This is a genomic window from Phytohabitans maris (assembly GCF_031085175.1).
Taxonomy (GTDB): Bacteria; Actinomycetota; Actinomycetes; order Mycobacteriales; family Micromonosporaceae; genus Phytohabitans; species Phytohabitans maris.
In genome coordinates this window covers 199591-215144 of the sequence record NZ_JAVHUY010000008.1, presented here as the reverse complement: position 1 = coordinate 215144, position 15554 = coordinate 199591, and the positions used below count along the sequence as shown (strand labels likewise).

The window sequence follows — 15554 nt, the reverse complement described above, 5'->3', positions numbered from 1 at the left end:
CCCGCTCGAACGACCGCCGCTCGAGCAGGGCGAGCGCGATCGGCCGGTCGCGGTCATCGCCCAGTGGTTGCGTTCTGCAACCACTATATTGGGGGCGTCAGCGGTTCATGCGCGATGCGGGCCCGACGTTCATCGAGGAGCTCATGGACGAGCTTCGGGTGCGCCACCTGGACGCCCCGCCCAAGCCGCACGACGGCCCGGGACCCCTCGATCGGCTGAACGCCGCCTACGCCGCCGAGCAGGAACGGGTCGGACACCACCGCGCGGCGGGCCCGCCACACGACTGATCGGCGCGACGGCCGGCGAGCATCGCCTCGACGTCGCCCCGCCGCCCCCTCGTCCGGGACGGGTTTCGCGCCAGCCAGGTCCGCACGATGCCGGCGGCGCGCTCCACATCGGCTTCCGTGGACGGCGCCGTCCCGCCACGGGCCGCGCGCGGCTGGTCCCGGTTCTGCGGTTGAATGATGCCGTCGTGGCGAGTCGAGCAGAGGGAGCCCGTCGATGATCACCGATCCAACGGTCGCTCGCATCGGCCAGGGGGTCGAGCTGCACCATGGTCAGGGCCAGCGTGACGCCGCTCGCGACGTGTTCGCGCGGATCTGGGAGGAGATCGGCGGAGAGCAGGGGGATCCGCTGCACGTCTGCGTGCTCGCGCACTCGATGGCTGATGTACAGGACGACGTCCACCAGGAGCTGATCTGGGATCAGCGCGCCCTGGCGGCGGCCGACCTGCTCACCGACGACCGGGTGGCACAAGCGGGGGTGACGCTGTCCGTGTCCGGCCTGTATCCGTCGTTGCACCTCAACCTGGCCGACTGCTACCGCAAGCTCGGTGATCTCGGCCGGGCCCGGGAGCACCTCCAACGGGCGCGGGCGGGGATCGGCGCGCTTGGCGATGACGGGTACGGGCAGCTGATCAAGGACGGCCTGGATCGGCTGGCGCGGCAGCTGACCGCCGAGTAGAGCCTCCGGGGTCGGGCGGCGCGTCCAGCTTTTGGATTCTTGCCCCGGTCCACGCCGCCGGCTGTAGACCGCATGCGCGGGGTCCCCGGGGAAACGTGGAGCGCAGCGGAGCGTTTCTTGGGGTGCTTTCGGCGGCGAGCTTGGCGCTCGCCGAAAGCCCCGGCCTCCGCTGCCGGACCCGCGACACAAGCCCACCCCAGCGCCGAAGCCGCGCTCACCGGCGCGGCGCATGCGCGGTAAGCCATGGGCCGCACGCACAGACGGGGCAGGTCGAGAGCTTCCCGCACACACACGTCCACCTCCGGCCGCGGCCGGGGTGGAGAGGTGCCGTGGACGCACGGCCGCCGGCTCCCCGCAGGGGCCGGGGTGAGATCGCCGGTCGCGGAGGGTGAGGCCGGTGATCGATGGCCTTGATCAAAATCAGGACGAGCGAGATAGGGTCCGGACCGTCGCTCCGGCGGCCTGACCCTCCACCGCTGGTCACCCTCCTCCCGGTCGGTCTGGCCGACGAGCACCGGGCGGGCGTTGAGATCGTGGTATCTAGGTGCCCTCGGAGGGGCACCGGAGTACCACGATCGCGGCCCGCGGAGGGTGAGGCCGCGGGAGCAACGGTCCGGACCACCGCGGACGTCGCGGTAGCCCGAATCGGGGTTTGGTGCGGGTAGCTCTCCACGATCCGCGGACCGCGGACGGGGCTGCGGTAGGGTGAATCGATCTTCCGGATCGTGGCAGGGGGTTGCCGCGGTGGCGACCGACGTGACGCCCGAACTGGCCGAGGCGATCCAGCGCGGCTACGACCAGCGCGACCGGGCCGACATGGCGCCGACGATCGCCTACTTCCAGGCGCTGCTCGCCGAGCACCCAGACCATCCCGTCGTGCTGTACGAGGTGGGCGGGGCCTACGACACCGCGGGCCAGGAAGAGACCGCCCGCGGCTACTACGAGCGGGCGCTCGCCCTCGGCCTGGACGGCGACGTGCTGCGCCGGTGCCTGTGCCAGTACGCCAGCACGCTGCGGTGGCTCGGCGAGCTGGACGAGTCCCTGGCGGTGCTCGACCGCGCCCGCGGCCAGTTCCCCGGCTCCGATTCCGTCCGCGTCTTCCGCGCCCTGACCCTCAACGACGCCCAGCGGCCGGACGAGGCGGTGGCCGAGTTGCTCACCGTCGTCACCGAGCACGCGGAGGTCACCGACCTCGGGCGGTGGGCGGTCGGGCTGCGCGGCCTCGCCCGGTGGCTCGCCGACGGGCGTCCCGCGTAGCGCGTCCCGCACGAGGCTCGTGCTCAGGAGGGGGCGTGGCGAGTTCTCCTCGGGGTGTGACAGCCGCGTCACCGCGGAGGATGGGCGAGGGCGGCGCGCACTCCAGCCAGCATTGTGTGTGCCTGCGAGGTCGTCTGGGTGATCCGCGGTGGCGACTGCCCGATCTCGCCGAGCAGCCTCTGGACACCTTCGGCGAAGCCCGGTGGTGCGATCGGCAGCCCGGCCGCCGATGCCACCATGCCTTTCTCGTTGATCAGCCATCGACGGGCCCGGCCGTGCAGCGCGTGGCAGGCCACGCCCACAGCGCGAAACAGGCACCCGGCCGCGTATGTCGGGTCGGCGCCGTCCGCGCCGTAGCGGGCCAGCCGCAGCGCGAAGTCCGCCTCCCACAACCCGTCCACGAGCGCCTCCCCCAGCGCCGCCGGGTACCGCCGGGTCTGCGCCCGCAGGTCGGCGACCTCCCCGCTGGGGTCGGCGAGCACCCGGCACAATGCCACCTCCCCGGCGTAGGCATGCGAGTAGAAGCCCAGCGGATGGCCAACCTGGAACCCGACCTCGTAGCGGCCGGCCCGGCAGTCGTCCCACACCCGGTGCACCCGGTCGACATCGCGGTAGATCCAGTCCACCCGCCGACCCTGGACAGTCAGCCAGCCGCCGCCGTCGACCCACGGTCCCCAACCGCCCGGCGCCGTCACCTCGACCGGCTCGTCGGCCACCCGCCCCGCCAGCTCCCGCAACGCCGCCACGTCGAGCGCGCCGCGGTAGTACAGACCCAGGTCGAAATCCGAATCGGGGCGGTGGGTGCCGCGGGCGCGGCTACCGCCAAGCACGACCGCCACCACCCCGCCGACCGACACCAGCCGCTCGCCGAGCTCCACCAGCGTGCTGTCGTCCACAACCTCGGATTCCACCACGCCCCGCTCCCCCGCCTCCAACCGGCCAACAGCGACGAGCCGCCGCACGGGTGGGTGGACTGGTGGTCCGGCCGACCTCGCGCCGGCCTCACGTCAGGTGTCGGGCGAAGAACCGGTTTCCGGCGTCCCCCTCGAACCACGGGACGCCGGTGTGCCCGCCCATGTTGGCGTGCAGCGTCTTCTCCGTGGAGCCGAAGGCGTCGAACAGGTCCAGGGCCAGCTGCCGGTCGTTTCCCTCGTCGTCCCACTGCAACGTGCAGCGGAATGGTGACCTGCCGGGCCTCCTCGAACAGGGCACGGGGCACGAAACTCCCGGCGAACAGGAGGGCGGCCGAGACGCGCGGCTCGACCACCGCCAGCCGGATGCCGATGGCGATCACCCCTCCCGCGTACCCGACCGGGCCGCCGATCCCGGGCAGCGAAAGGAGGGCGTCCAGGGTGGCCCGCCACTCCGGGACCGCCGTGTCGACCAGCGGGAGCACGAGCCGGTCCACGATCTCGTCGTCGACCGGCTCACCGGCCGCCAGCGCCCCGCGCAGGTCGGCGCGGGCCTGGTCGGCGGCGGCGCAGCGGGGCCGGTCACCGCTCCCGGGGAGCTCGATGGTGGCCGCGGCGAAGCCCTCCGCCGCGGAGCCGGGGTGTGTGGCGTAGCCTCGCGGTGATGGGCTATGCCGGCGGCCGCGGGGGCGGTTCGAATCGGATGGGCGAGTCTGCCGCGGCGCGGTTGTTGGTGGCGGCGCGGGCGGGTGACGGCGACGCGTTCGGCCGTCTGGTGGGGCCGCTGCGGGACGAGCTACGCGCGCACTGCTACCGGATGCTGGGGTCGACGCACGACGCGGAGGACGCGGTGCAGGAGACCCTGGACCGGGCGTGGCGTGGCCTGGAGCGGTTCGAGGATCACGGGTCGATCCGGCCGTGGCTGTACAAGATCGCCACGAACCGGTCGTTGACGATCATCGAGCGGCGGGGGCGGCGGGAGCTGCCCACCGACCTGAGCCCGGCGGGGGCGCCGCTGGCCGAGGCGGCGTGGCTGGAGCCGTACCCGGATCAGCTGATGGGCTGGACCGAGCGGTTGAGCCCGGAAGCCCGCGCCGTCGCGCGGGAGAGCGTGGAGTTGGCGTTCGTCGCCGCCCTGCAGCACCTGTCGGCGTCGCAGCGGGCGGTGCTGCTGCTGCGCGACGTGCTCGGGTACGCCGCCGGCGAGGTCGCCGACGTGTTGGACACCACGGCCGCCGCGGTCAACAGCGCTCTGCAGCGGGCCCGCAAGGCGGTCGCCGAACTGTGCCCGGACCCCAGCCAGCGGCAGACCCTCAGGACGCTCGGCGACGCGGCACAACGGGAGTTGGCCCGGCGGTACATGGCGGCGTGGGAGGCGGGCGACGTCGACGCCATCGTGGCGATGCTGGCGAAGGACGCGCGGTACTCGATGCCGCCGCTGACGACCTGGTACGCCGGCCGGGCGGACATCCGCGGGTTCCTGGTCGACGCGGTGCCGCGGCATCGCTGGCGGTTCCTGCCCGCGCGGGCGAACGGCCAGCTCGCGTTCGGCACGTACCTGTGGAGCGACCAGCGGGGCGCGTACGTCCCGGCCGGCCTGGACCTGCTGGCGCTGCGCGGGCGGCAGGTGGCCGAGGTGGTCTCGTTCCTGGACGCCGACTTCCCGGCCTTCGGCCTGCCGGACCGCCTGACTCGCGATGAGTTTGCGGACCGGCCCGGGTTGTAGTCCTGACGGACACGTCAACCAACGAGGACGGAGCAGACCATGGGTACCGACGAGGAGCAGATCCGCACCCTGATCGAACGCTGGGCGCGGGCGGTCCACCGCGGCGATCTCACCGCGGTGCTCGCCGACCACGCCGAGGACATCGTGATGTTCGACGTGCCGCCACCGCATCAGGGGGTGCGTGGCCTGGACGCCTACCGCGAGACCTGGCCGCCGTTCTTCCAGTGGCAGGCGCGGGGCGCCGTGTTCGAGATCGAGTCGCTGGACGTCACCGCCGGTGACGACGTCGCGTTCGCGTACGCCCTGCTGCGCTGCGGCACCGAGCGGGACCTCGCCGACGATCCCGGCAACCGACTGCGGCTGACGTTGGGTCTGCGCAAGCGGGACGGCCGGTGGGTCGTCGTCCACGAGCACCACTCCTTCCCGCTCGCCGACGCCGCCACCGCGGCGCGGCCCGCGCCCGACCGGGACCGCACCGCCGCCGAGCGGGACCTGCGCCGGCTGCACCAGCGCTGGTTCGACAGCACCGCCGCCAAGGACCTCGACGGCCTGATGGCCCCCATCGCCGACGACGTCGTCTCGTACGAACACGACCAGCCGCTGCGGCACGTCGGCATCCGAGCCGTCCGCGAAGTCTGCGCGGCCGGACTCGACGCGGCCGGCGACGGCACCGTCACCTGGACCGTTCCCGACCTGAGAATCCTGGTCGACGGCGATCTCGCCGTCGCCTGGGGCCTCAACCACATCCGGGTCGAACCCGCCGACGGCCAGGCCGTGGAGAGCTGGTCCCGCGGAACCCGCGTCTTCCAGCGCGGAGACGGCGCCTGGCTGATGACCCACCAGCACCTCTCCTACCCCTACGATCCGGCCACCGGCGACGCCAGGACCGACCTGCGCCCGTAACCGGGGCACCGGGACCACCTCACGGGTGCGGCTTGCCGTGCGCGGCCAGCGGTATCCGGAAGGGGCGCCCGGCCGGGGGCCGGCAGCCGGACCGTCCGGATCTACCCGGCGGACTCGACGGAGGTCCGACCCGGCCGGGGACACAGGCAGAACGGGTGGCCCGCCGGGTCGGCGAAGACCCGGTGCCGGGTCGGGCTCGCTTGGTGGTCAAGCCGGGCGGCGCCCAGGGCGAGGACCGCGTTTTCCGCCGCGTCCAGGTCGTCGACCCGGAAGTGGAGGTGAAGCTGCATCGACGAGGCCGGGTCGGGCCAGGTCGGTGGCTGGTAGCCGGGCGCCCGTTGAAACGACAGGTGCAGGTCAGCGTCCTGGCTCTCGCCGACGGAGTACCAGTCCGGGTCGGCGTACACGATCGGCCAGCCGGTGACCCGGCTGTAGAAGTCGGCGAGCGCGGCGGGATCGGGACACTCGAGCGCGACGCCACTCAGACTCCCGACACCGCTCATTGACCCGCTCCTCTCGCTGCCCGCCGTTGAGCGTAGCGAGGATGCGGCGCCGGCAGCGCGCCGGCCGCCGTCCGCGTCTGGCCGATCGCGGTGTACGAGCCAACCCCAGGTCGAGTTAAGGATTCTTGACACCATGTCGGGGCTGTTTTACCTTCGACATGTCAAGTTTTCTGTACATGGTCCCAGGCATTCGAATCAAGGAGAGCTCATGCGAACCCCTCCACGCCCCCGCTCCGATCGAGAGCACGCGCTGACTCGTACCGCCCGCGTGACCGGGCTGTTCTACCTGGGCGTCGCCATCACCGGCGTACTCGGGTTCCTGATCATCCGCCCGCGGCTCTTCGCCGCCGACGACGCCCAGGCGACGCTGGCCAACCTGGTCGCGCACGAGTCGCTCGCCCGCGCCGGCGTCGCCTTCGAGCTGGGCATGGTCGTCACCCAGACCCTCGCCGCCGTCTGGTTCTATCGCCTGTTTCGCGGCGTGGACTCCTTCGCCGCGAGCGGGATCGCCGCGTTCGGCCTGGTCAACTCGGTCGTGGGCCTGGTGAGCGCGGCCCTGCTGGCCACGGCGGTCGAGGTATCGGTCGACCCGGTCGGCGACGCGGCCGCGAACGTCCAGGTCCTGTACCTGGTCAGCAACGGCCTGTGGGGCGTCGGGGCACTCTTCTTCGGCCTGTGGCTCATCCCCATGGGCTGGTGCGTGCTGCGGTCCGGCTGGATGCCCCGCGTCCTGGGCTGGATCCTCGTCGGTGGCGGTGTCGGGTACGTGCTCAGCGCGTTCGTCCGGTACCTCGCCCCGGACGCGCACGTCGTCGCCGAGGCACTCGCGTACCCCGCCTCCGTCGGCGAGTTCTGGATGGTCGGCTACCTGCTCGTCCGCGGCGTGCGCCGGCGGGCGTTGGACCAGGCGCCGCCCGCCGTACACACGCCGGCGCCGGTGGCCGGCTGAACCGTGCACCGCCCACACCTCCCGCCCGTGCCACCGAAGGTTCTGTGCCTCGAAGTCGGCGTAGCCCAGCACGCACGGGCAGCCCGGCGGCCAACATCCGCGCGCGGGTGCGATCCGGCGCGGGCGTGGTCCGGGCGTCAGGCCGCCACGGTCACCGCGATCCGCTCGGAGAACTCCACGAGGCGGTTGGAGAACCCCCACTCGTTGTCGTACCAGCCGAGCACCTTGACCTGGTCGCCGACGGCTTCGGTCAGCGGCGCGTCGAAGATCGACGAGTAGGGGTTGCCGACGATGTCCGCGGAGACCAGCGGCGCCTCGGAGTACTGCAGGTAGTGCCGCAGCCGCTCGGAGCCGGCCGCCTCGCGGAACGCCGCGTTGACCTCCTCGACGCCGGCGCGCCGCCGCAGCACCACCGTGAGGTCGGTGATCGAGCCCGCCGGCACCGGGACGCGCAGCGCGGCGCCGGTCAGACGCCCGTCGAGCTCCGGGATGACCTTGCCGATCGCCTTCGCCGCGCCCGACGAGGTCGGGATGGTCGAGACGGCCGCCGCGCGGGCCCGGCGCAGGTCGGAGTGGGGCGCGTCGTGCAGCCGCTGGTCGCCGGTGTAGGCGTGGATCGTCGTCATCAGCCCGGACTCGATGCCGAACGAGTCGTTGAGCACCTTCGCCAGCGGCGCCAGCGAGTTCGTGGTGCACGAACCGTTGGAGAAGACGTCGTGGCTGTCCGGGTCGAGCCGGTCGTCGTTCACCCCGAGAACGAACGTGGGGACGTCCCCCTTGGCCGGCGCCGAGACGATGACCTTCCGCGCGCCGCCCTTGAGGTGGGCCGCCGCCACGACGCCGTCCGTGAAGTGGCCGGTGGACTCGATGACGATGTCGGCGCCGACCTCACCCCACGGGATGGCGGCCGGGTCGGACCGCGCGAAGACCCTCATGCGCTTGCCCTGAACGGCGATCGCGTCGCCGTCGAAGGCGACGCCGTCGAGGTGGCCGGAGATGGAGTCCCACTCCAGCAGGGTGGCCAGCGTACGGGCGTCGGTGAGGTCGTTGACCGCGACCACCTCGACGTCGGCGTCGTTCGCCAGGGCCGCGCGCAGGTAGCCGCGCCCGATCCGGCCGAACCCGTTGATGCCGATGCGTACCGTCATGGCGTTCGATTCCTCCTGTTGTTCTCGTGGTTGGGCACGGATGGTGCCGCCGCCCGGAGCAGGTCGAGGACGCCGGCGCGGGCGCCGTCGAACGGGCCCGGGTCCTGCTGCGCGATCGCGAGCACGTAGCCGCCCTGCAGGACGGCCATCAGGGTGTGGGCGAGGTGCTCGGGGTCGAGGTCGTCCCGCAGCTCGCCCGCGGCGATGGCCTCGCGCAGCGCCTTGACCCAGCTGACGTGGACCTGAGCGAACGCGCGCGCCACCGGAGCCAGCAGCACCGGATCCTCCCGGACCTGCGGGTCCTGCGTCATCCGGCCGACCTTGCAGCCCTTGAGGGCGTCGCGCGGACGCATCAGGTATGCCTCGATCCGGGCCATCGGGGCGCCCGGACCGTCGAGCTCGGACGCGGCCGGCAGCAGGTCGGCGACGTTGCGCTCGAGGGCGGCGAGCGCGAGGTCCCGCTTGGTCGGGAAGTGGTGGTACATGCTGCCCTGGCCCACGCCGGACCGCTCGCGCACGTTACGCGGGCTGGTGTCGGCGTAGCCGCGCTCCCACATGAGCTCGCCCATCGTGTCGACCAGGAGCTGTCGCGAATCCATCGCCTCACTGTACATACCAGTAGGTACAGCACCTCGACCGCCCCCACCCGCCGGCGGAGGCGGGCCGGCGAGCGCCGGTGAACTCTTGCGGGTTTCGTGGCGGCGTCGACATGACCGACGGACGAACGTCACGTCGACGGCGGCCAGCGGCCCGAAGATCCGCCTGGCCCGGGGCCCGGAGGCGGCGACGCCACGCCCTATCTCAACGATGGTCGTCGATCCCAAGGGCGCGTGGAGGACGTTTATGATCACCGCGTGCGGTGGCGGCGGATCCTCGTGTTCGGCTTGACCGGTCTGCTGGTGGTGGCGGTCGCGGCGACCGCCGTCGGGATCTACTCCTACGGTTCCTTCTACGGCTGGTGGGCCCGCCCGACCGTGCGTGACGCCCCGGTCGTGGAGCCGGCGGCCGTGGAGCCGATCGCGCGCGGGCTGCGCATGCCGTTCGACCTGGCTTTCCTGCCGGACGGGTCGGCGGTGGTCACCGAGCGGGAGAGCGGCCGCCTACGGAGGGTCACCGCGGACGGGCAGGTCACCGAGGTCCGGACCATCACCGAGATCGCCCATCCGGTCCAGGGCGGGCTGCAGGGGGTCGCGGTCTCCCCCACCTATCAGCGGGACGGCTGGATCTACATCTTCCACACCACCGAGCGGGACGACCGGGTCAGCCGGCTACGGCTGGACTCGCCGGCCCCGCTCGAGCCGATCCTGACCGGCATCACCCCGGGCGAAATCCACAATGGAGGGCGGATCAGGTTCGGTCCGGACGGCATGCTCTACGTGACCACCGGCGAGGCCGACGACCGTCCCAAGGCCCAGGATCGCAACGACCTGGGCGGCAAGATCCTCCGGGTCACACCGGACGGGAAACCCGCACCGGGCAACCCGATCGACGGCTCACCGGTGTACAGCTGGGGGCTGCGCGACCCGCAGGGAATCGCCTGGGACGAGACCGGCCAGCTCTACGCCTCCGACTTCGGCCACCACAAGCTCGACGAGCTCGACCGGATCGAGCCCGGCGCCAACTACGGCTGGCCGGAGGTGGAGGGCACCGGCGGGGAACCGGAGTTCACCGACCCGATCGCGACGTGGAAGCCGGCCGACGCCTCACCCAGCGGGATCGCCTACCACGACGGCCGGATCTGGATCGCCTGCCTGCGCGGGGAGCGGCTCTACCGGATCAACACCGACGGCTCGTCGGCGGAGCAGCTGCTGACCGGGAAGTACGGCCGACTGCGGCAGGTCACGCCGGCCCCGGACGGCTCGCTGTGGGTACTGACCAACGGCCACGCCGCCCCCGACTACGACATGATCCTGCGGGTAACCCCCTGACCGCCTGACCCGGGCCGGTGTCCGGCCCCGCGTCTCTTCCCTGTGCTCGCCGCACCTTCCGAAGGCGAAGCGCCCGGCCCGGGAAAGCCGTTGACCGATCGACCGAGTGGAAGTTAGGGTACCCTTTGTTACCCCCTATAACTTCACTCGGGAGTGAGCGACGGTGCCTGGCAGGGCCCACGCCGGCGGGCGCGCGCCGCGCATCAGCACGGACGACATCGTCCGGGTCGGTCGGGCCCTGGGCATGGGCGCGCTGAGCGTGAAGGCGGTCGCCGCCGAGCTCGGCGTCACCGCGGCCGCGCTGTACCGCCACGTCGACGGGCGGTGGGGGCTGGAGCGGCTGGTCGGGGAGAGCGTCCTGGCCGAGCTGGTCCTGCGGGACGATCCGCGGCACGGCATCGAGCCGCATCTGCTGTCGTTCGCGCTGCAGCTGCGGGCGTTCACCCTCACCCGTCCGGGGATGGCCCGGTACATGCAGGTGCTGTTCCCGCGCGGCGAGGCCGGCCGGCGGGTGCTGACCGCGGAGGTCGAGGCGCTCGCGCGGCGCGGCTACGCGCCGGACGCGGCCGTCGTGGTCAGCGGCGCGGTCGCGTCGCTGACCATCGCGATGGCGGCGTCGGAGGAGCAGAGCGTCGCGGTGGAGCGCGAAGATGCCGGCGGGCTCGACCGCGAGCGCCGGGCCGCGACCGCGGGCCTCGACGTCGACGACCGCCTCGCCCCGGCGCACGCCGCGCTGCCGCGGGTGCCGCGAGCGGAGTACGTGCGGCTGGTGCTGACCGGCGCGATCCGGGGCCTGCTCGGCGTGGCCCCGCCCGGCCGCCCGGTCGCCGACATCGTCGCGGACCTCGCCACCACGGAGAAAGACCTCGCCACCACCGAAAAAGACCTCGCCGCCGAGGATCTCGCGATCGAGAAGGAGTCATAGATGGCCAAGCGCGGATTCAGCGGAGTGGTCATCCGGAGCTACGGCGCCCGCGACCACGAGGTCACCGTGGTCGGCAAGGAGTCGCTCGCGCCGCACTTCGTGCGGGTGCGGCTGACCTCCGCGACACTGTTCCAGGACGCCGTGGCCGTACCGACGGCGTGGCTGCGGTTCTGGTTTCCGGACCCGGACGGCGGGGAGAGCGAGCACCAGCGGGCGTACACGATCTCCTCGGCCGACGAGACCACCGGCGAGTTCACCATCGACATGGTGCTGCACGAGCCGGCCGGCCCGGCCTCGCTGTGGGCCAAACGTGTCGAGCCGGGCTGGACCATCATGGCGACCTCGCTCGGTTCGTCGAAGTTCGACGTGCCCGAGGAGCCGCCGGCCGGGTACCTGCTGATCGGCGACTCCGCCTCGATCCCGGCCGTCAACTCCATCCTCGCCGCCGTCCCGGTGGACGTGCCGGTCGAGGTCTATCTCGAGCAGCACGACGACGCCGACCCGCTCGTCCCGCTGACACCGCATCCACGGGCGCGGATCCACTGGGTACCTCGGCAGGGGCCGGCGTCCCTCGCGGCCGCGATCGAAGCCCGGGACTGGTCGGACTGGTACGCGTGGGCCGGCCCGGAGTCGGGTTCCCTCAAACACCTGCGCACCCGCCTGCGCGACGAGTTCGGGTTTCCGAAGTCCGAGCTGTACGCCCAGGCGTACTGGTACTACGGCCGCGCGTTCGGCAAGCGGCGCGGCACGCCCGAGCCGGAGCCCGCCGCGGCCCCCGAACCCGCGCCCGCCGCCGCCGCACCGTCCGGCCCGGCGGTGCGCGGGGCGTGGCGGGCCCAGGGCGCGGGCCGGTTGCTCGCGCCGCTGAAACGGACCCTGATCCTGTCCGGCGCGCTACAGGCCGTGGTCACGCTTGTCCAGCTCGCCCCGTTCGTACTCCTGGTGGAGCTGGCGCGGCGGATGCTGGCCGGGGCCGCGGAATCCACACTGTGGACCCTCGGCGGCTGGGCACTGGGCCTCGTCGGCGCCGGTACGCTCCTCGGCGGGGCGCTCACGCTCTGGCTGCATGCCGTCGACGCCCGGTTCGCCCGCGACCTGCGGCGGCGGCTGCTGGGCAAGCTCGCGCGGCTGCCGCTGGGCTGGTTCACCGCCCGCGGCTCCGGGCACGTCAAGCAGGTCGTGCGGGACGACACGCTGGCGCTGCACTACCTCGTCACGCACGCCGTCCCCGACGCCGTCGCGGCCGTCGTCGCACCGGTCGCCGTCCTGGCGTACCTGTTCGCCGTGGACTGGCGGATCGCGCTGGCACTGTTCCTGCCGGTCCTCGTCTACGTCATGACGATGACGGTGATGGTCGTCCAGTCCGGCGCCCGCACCGCCCTGGCGCTGCGCTGGTCGGAGCGGATGAACCGGGAAGCCGCCGGCTATCTGGAGGGACAGCCGGTGATCCGGGTGTTCGGCGGTGCCGCCGGGTCGACCTTCCGCGCCCGCCTCGACGAGTACATCGGGTTCCTCGACGACTGGCAGCGGCCGTTCACCGGCAAGAAGACACTGATGGACCTGGCCACCCGACCGGCCACATTCCTGCTGCTGATCGCCTTCCTCGGTACCTGGCTGGTCAGCTCCGGCGCGATGGATCCGGTGTCGCTGCTGCCGTTCCTGCTGCTGGGCACCACCTTCGGGGCCCGGCTGCTCGGCATCGGCTACGGGCTCAGCGGGCTGCGCACCGGCCTGCTCGCCGCCCGCCGGATCCAGACCACGCTCGACGAGTCCGAGCTACAGGTCCGCGCCGGGCCCGCCGCGGCGGCGGCCGAAGCGCCGGGAACGGTCGTGTTCGACCGGGTGGACTTCGGGTACCGGCCGGGTGTCCCGGTCATCCACGGCGTCTCGATCGTGCTGCGGCCGGGCACGCTCACCGCGCTGGTCGGCCCGTCCGGCTCGGGCAAGTCGACCCTCGCCGCGCTGCTGGCCCGCTTCCACGACGTCGACACCGGGGCGGTCCGCGTCGGCGGCCACGACGTGCGCGACCTGACCGCCGACGAGCTGTACGCACGGGTCGGGTTCGTGTTCCAGCAGACCCAGCTCGTCCACGGCACCGTCCACGACAACATCGCGCTCGCCCTCCCCGACGCCAGCCGCGAGCGGGTGGAGGCCGCGGCGCGGGCCGCGTACCTCCACGAGCGGATCCTGCGCCTGCCGCGCGGCTACGACACCGTCCTCGGGCCGGACGCCGCCCTCTCCGGCGGGGAACGGCAGCGCCTCACCATCGCCCGCGCGATCCTCGCCGACCCGGCCGTTCTGGTGCTCGACGAGGCCACCGCCTTCGCCGACCCGGAGTCGGAGTACGCCGTCCAGCGGGCACTCGACCGGCTCACCGCCGGCCGCACCGTCCTGGTCATCGCCCATCGCCTGCACACGATCACCGGCGCCGACCAGATCGTCGTGCTCGACGGCGGTCGGGTCGCCGAAACCGGTACCCACGACGAGCTCCACGCCGCCGGCGGCCGCTACCGGCAGCTGTGGGACGCCGGCGCGAACCGCACCACCGCGCGTGCGGAGGCGACCCTGTGATCCGCACCCTGCTCCAGCTCCTGCCGGCCGACCGGCGCCGGCTGGCCGCCGGCCACGCGGCCCTCACCGTCCTGGGCGTGGCGCTGCGGGCCGCCGGCGCGGTCCTGCTCGTACCCCTGGTCGCCGACCTGTTCGGCCCCGACCCGGGCGGAGCGTGGCCGTGGCTGGGCGCGCTGGCCGCCGTCACCGCCGCCGGCTGGGCGGTCGACACGGCCGCCGCGCGGATCGGGTTCGACCTCGGCTTCGCGTTGCTGGACAACGGGCAGCACAGCATCGCCGACCGGCTCACCCGGATCCGGCTGACCTGGTTCACCGCGGCGCACACCGCGACCGCGCGGCAGGCCGTCGCGACCACCGGACCCGATCTCGTCGGGCTGGTCATCTACCTCGTCACGCCGGTCGCCGGCGCGGTGCTGCTGCCCGTCGCGATCGGGCTCGCCCTGCTGCCGATCTCCGTGCCGCTCGGCCTCGCCGCCCTCGCCGGCGTGCCTGTGCTGCTCGTGGCGTTCTGGACCACCCGCCGCATCGGCCGGGTCGCCGACCGGACCGCCGAGGACGCCAACACCGCCCTCACCGAACGGATCGTCGAGTTCGCCCGTACCCAACCGGCGCTGCGCGCCGCCCGGCGCGCCGAACCGGCCCGCGGTCTCGTCGGCGCCGCCCTCGCCGCCCAGCACGGGGCGACCGTACGGCTGGTGCTGCTGCAAATTCCCGGGCAGCTGCTGTTCGGCCTCGCCAGCCAGGCCGCCCTGGTGCTGCTCGCGGGTACGACCACGGCACTCGCCGTTCGGGGCGATCTCGGCGTGCCCGAGGCGATCGCGCTCCTCGTCGTCGTCGCCCGCTACCTGGAGGCGTTCGCCGCGCTCGGCGAGCTCACGCCCGGCATCGAGACGGCCACCACCGCCCTGCGCCGGATCCGCGCGGTACGCGACGCCCCGACCGTCTCCATCGGAGCGTCGGCGCGGCCGGGCACGGCGACCGGCGCGCCGCGGATCCGGCTGGAGCGGGTCGCCTTCCGCTACGCCGACGACGGCCCGCAGGTGCTCGACGGGCTCGACCTCACCCTGGAGGCGGGCACCACCACCGCCATCGTCGGGCCCTCCGGATCCGGCAAGAGCACCCTGCTCGCCCTCCTGGCCGGTCTGCACCAACCGACCGCCGGACGGGTCCTCGTCGACGGCGACGACACCGCCGCCCTCGCCCCGGACGAGCGCCGCGCCCTGGTCAGCGTGGTGTTCCAGCAGCCGTACCTGTTCGACGGCACCATCCGCGACAACGTCCTCGCCGGTGACCCCGGCGCCGGCGAAGACCGCCTCGGGCACGCGGTCGCGCTCGCCCGCGTCGACGAGGTCACCGCCCGCCTACCCGACGGGGAGCGCACCGCGGTCGGCGAAGCCGGCACCGCCCTGTCCGGCGGGGAACGCCAACGGGTGAGCATCGCCCGGGCACTGCTCAAGCCGGCGCCCATCCTGCTCGTCGACGAGGCCACGAGCGCGCTGGACACCGAAAACGAGGCCGCCGTCGTCCAGGCCCTCGCCGACCGCACCACGCCCCGTACCCGGGTCGTCGTCGCCCACCGCCTCGGCAGCATCCGCCACGCCGACCGGGTGGTGTTCCTCGAGGACGGCCGCGTCGTGGAGGACGGCACCGTCGAGGGACTGCTGGCCGCCGGTGGCCGGTTCGCCGACTTCTGGCGCCGGCGCGAGGCGGCCACCGGATGGCGGGTCGTCTCGGCGGGCGGTAGCGACACCTGAACGCGGCGGTGCCCAC

16 protein-coding genes are annotated in these 15554 nt (G+C 73.1%); 11 read left to right on the top strand and 5 right to left on the bottom strand.

The window, feature by feature from the left end:
• Nucleotides 1–107 precede the first annotated feature (107 nt).
• The 3 genes from RB614_RS10960 (at nt 108) to RB614_RS10950 (ending at nt 2220) form a co-directional block, all read left to right on the top strand.
• On the top strand, nt 108–287 hold the full coding sequence (locus RB614_RS10960; protein WP_308712305.1) for a hypothetical protein: 180 nt from the start codon (nt 108–110) through the stop codon (nt 285–287).
• Between the two features lie 214 nt (nt 288–501).
• The gene (locus RB614_RS10955) at nt 502–963 is read left to right on the top strand and encodes a hypothetical protein (protein WP_308712304.1); all 462 of its coding nucleotides are present in this window, start codon (nt 502–504) and stop codon (nt 961–963) included.
• A 744-nt stretch (nt 964–1707) separates the two neighbouring features.
• Nucleotides 1708–2220 (top strand): tetratricopeptide repeat protein, encoded by a 513-nt coding sequence (locus RB614_RS10950; RefSeq protein ID WP_308712303.1) that lies wholly within the window; start codon nt 1708–1710, stop codon nt 2218–2220.
• A gap of 68 nt (nt 2221–2288) precedes the next feature.
• On the opposite strand, the gene RB614_RS10945 is transcribed toward RB614_RS10950, so the two are convergent.
• Together RB614_RS10945 and RB614_RS10940 are read right to left on the bottom strand one after the other, a co-directional pair.
• Nucleotides 2289–3134: a nucleotidyltransferase domain-containing protein gene (locus tag RB614_RS10945; protein ID WP_308712302.1), complete on the bottom strand. Its 846-nt coding sequence runs from the start codon at nt 3132–3134 to the stop codon at nt 2289–2291.
• An 88-nt stretch (nt 3135–3222) separates the two neighbouring features.
• Complete coding sequence (locus tag RB614_RS10940; protein ID WP_308712301.1) at nt 3223–3387, bottom strand: hypothetical protein; 165 nt, start codon at nt 3385–3387, stop codon at nt 3223–3225.
• Between the two features lies 1 nt (nt 3388).
• Here RB614_RS10940 and RB614_RS10935 point away from each other — a divergent pair, with 1 nt between their 5' ends.
• Genes RB614_RS10935 through RB614_RS10925 form a run of 3 tightly spaced genes read left to right on the top strand, consistent with a single transcriptional unit; the run spans nt 3389 to nt 5760 of the window.
• Nucleotides 3389–3796, top strand: coding sequence for a hypothetical protein (locus RB614_RS10935; protein ID WP_308712300.1), 408 nt, complete (start codon nt 3389–3391; stop codon nt 3794–3796).
• 38 nt (nt 3797–3834) lie between these two features.
• Nucleotides 3835–4857 (top strand): sigma-70 family RNA polymerase sigma factor, encoded by a 1023-nt coding sequence (locus RB614_RS10930; RefSeq protein ID WP_308712299.1) that lies wholly within the window; start codon nt 3835–3837, stop codon nt 4855–4857.
• A 39-nt stretch (nt 4858–4896) separates the two neighbouring features.
• The gene (locus RB614_RS10925) at nt 4897–5760 is read left to right on the top strand and encodes an SgcJ/EcaC family oxidoreductase (RefSeq protein WP_308712298.1); all 864 of its coding nucleotides are present in this window, start codon (nt 4897–4899) and stop codon (nt 5758–5760) included.
• A 101-nt stretch (nt 5761–5861) separates the two neighbouring features.
• On the opposite strand, the gene RB614_RS10920 is transcribed toward RB614_RS10925, so the two are convergent.
• Nucleotides 5862–6263, bottom strand: coding sequence for a VOC family protein (locus RB614_RS10920; RefSeq protein WP_308712297.1), 402 nt, complete (start codon nt 6261–6263; stop codon nt 5862–5864).
• A 208-nt stretch (nt 6264–6471) separates the two neighbouring features.
• Between RB614_RS10920 and RB614_RS10915 the strand changes: the two genes are divergently transcribed.
• Complete coding sequence (locus RB614_RS10915) at nt 6472–7212, top strand: DUF4386 domain-containing protein (protein ID WP_308712296.1); 741 nt, start codon at nt 6472–6474, stop codon at nt 7210–7212.
• A 137-nt stretch (nt 7213–7349) separates the two neighbouring features.
• Here RB614_RS10915 and gap read toward each other — a convergent pair whose 3' ends face one another.
• Together gap and RB614_RS10905 are read right to left on the bottom strand one after the other, a co-directional pair.
• On the bottom strand, nt 7350–8360 hold the full coding sequence (gene gap, locus RB614_RS10910; RefSeq protein ID WP_308712295.1) for a type I glyceraldehyde-3-phosphate dehydrogenase: 1011 nt from the start codon (nt 8358–8360) through the stop codon (nt 7350–7352).
• Nucleotides 8357–8959 (bottom strand): TetR/AcrR family transcriptional regulator, encoded by a 603-nt coding sequence (locus tag RB614_RS10905; RefSeq protein WP_308712294.1) that lies wholly within the window; start codon nt 8957–8959, stop codon nt 8357–8359. Before RB614_RS10905 ends, gap begins: the two co-directional genes overlap by 4 nt.
• A 255-nt stretch (nt 8960–9214) precedes the next feature.
• Here RB614_RS10905 and RB614_RS10900 point away from each other — a divergent pair, with 255 nt between their 5' ends.
• The 4 genes from RB614_RS10900 (at nt 9215) to RB614_RS10885 (ending at nt 15538) form a co-directional block, all read left to right on the top strand.
• The gene (locus RB614_RS10900; RefSeq protein ID WP_308712293.1) at nt 9215–10288 is read left to right on the top strand and encodes a PQQ-dependent sugar dehydrogenase; all 1074 of its coding nucleotides are present in this window, start codon (nt 9215–9217) and stop codon (nt 10286–10288) included.
• A 163-nt stretch (nt 10289–10451) separates the two neighbouring features.
• Nucleotides 10452–11213, top strand: coding sequence for a hypothetical protein (locus RB614_RS10895; RefSeq protein ID WP_308712292.1), 762 nt, complete (start codon nt 10452–10454; stop codon nt 11211–11213).
• The gene (locus tag RB614_RS10890; protein ID WP_308712291.1) at nt 11214–13784 is read left to right on the top strand and encodes an ABC transporter ATP-binding protein/permease; all 2571 of its coding nucleotides are present in this window, start codon (nt 11214–11216) and stop codon (nt 13782–13784) included. It begins immediately after the preceding gene.
• Entirely contained in the window at nt 13781–15538 is a 1758-nt protein-coding gene (locus RB614_RS10885; RefSeq protein ID WP_308712290.1) for an ABC transporter ATP-binding protein, read from the top strand. The genes RB614_RS10890 and RB614_RS10885 overlap by 4 nt, the downstream gene beginning before the upstream one ends.
• Nucleotides 15539–15554: the final 16 nt, after the last annotated feature.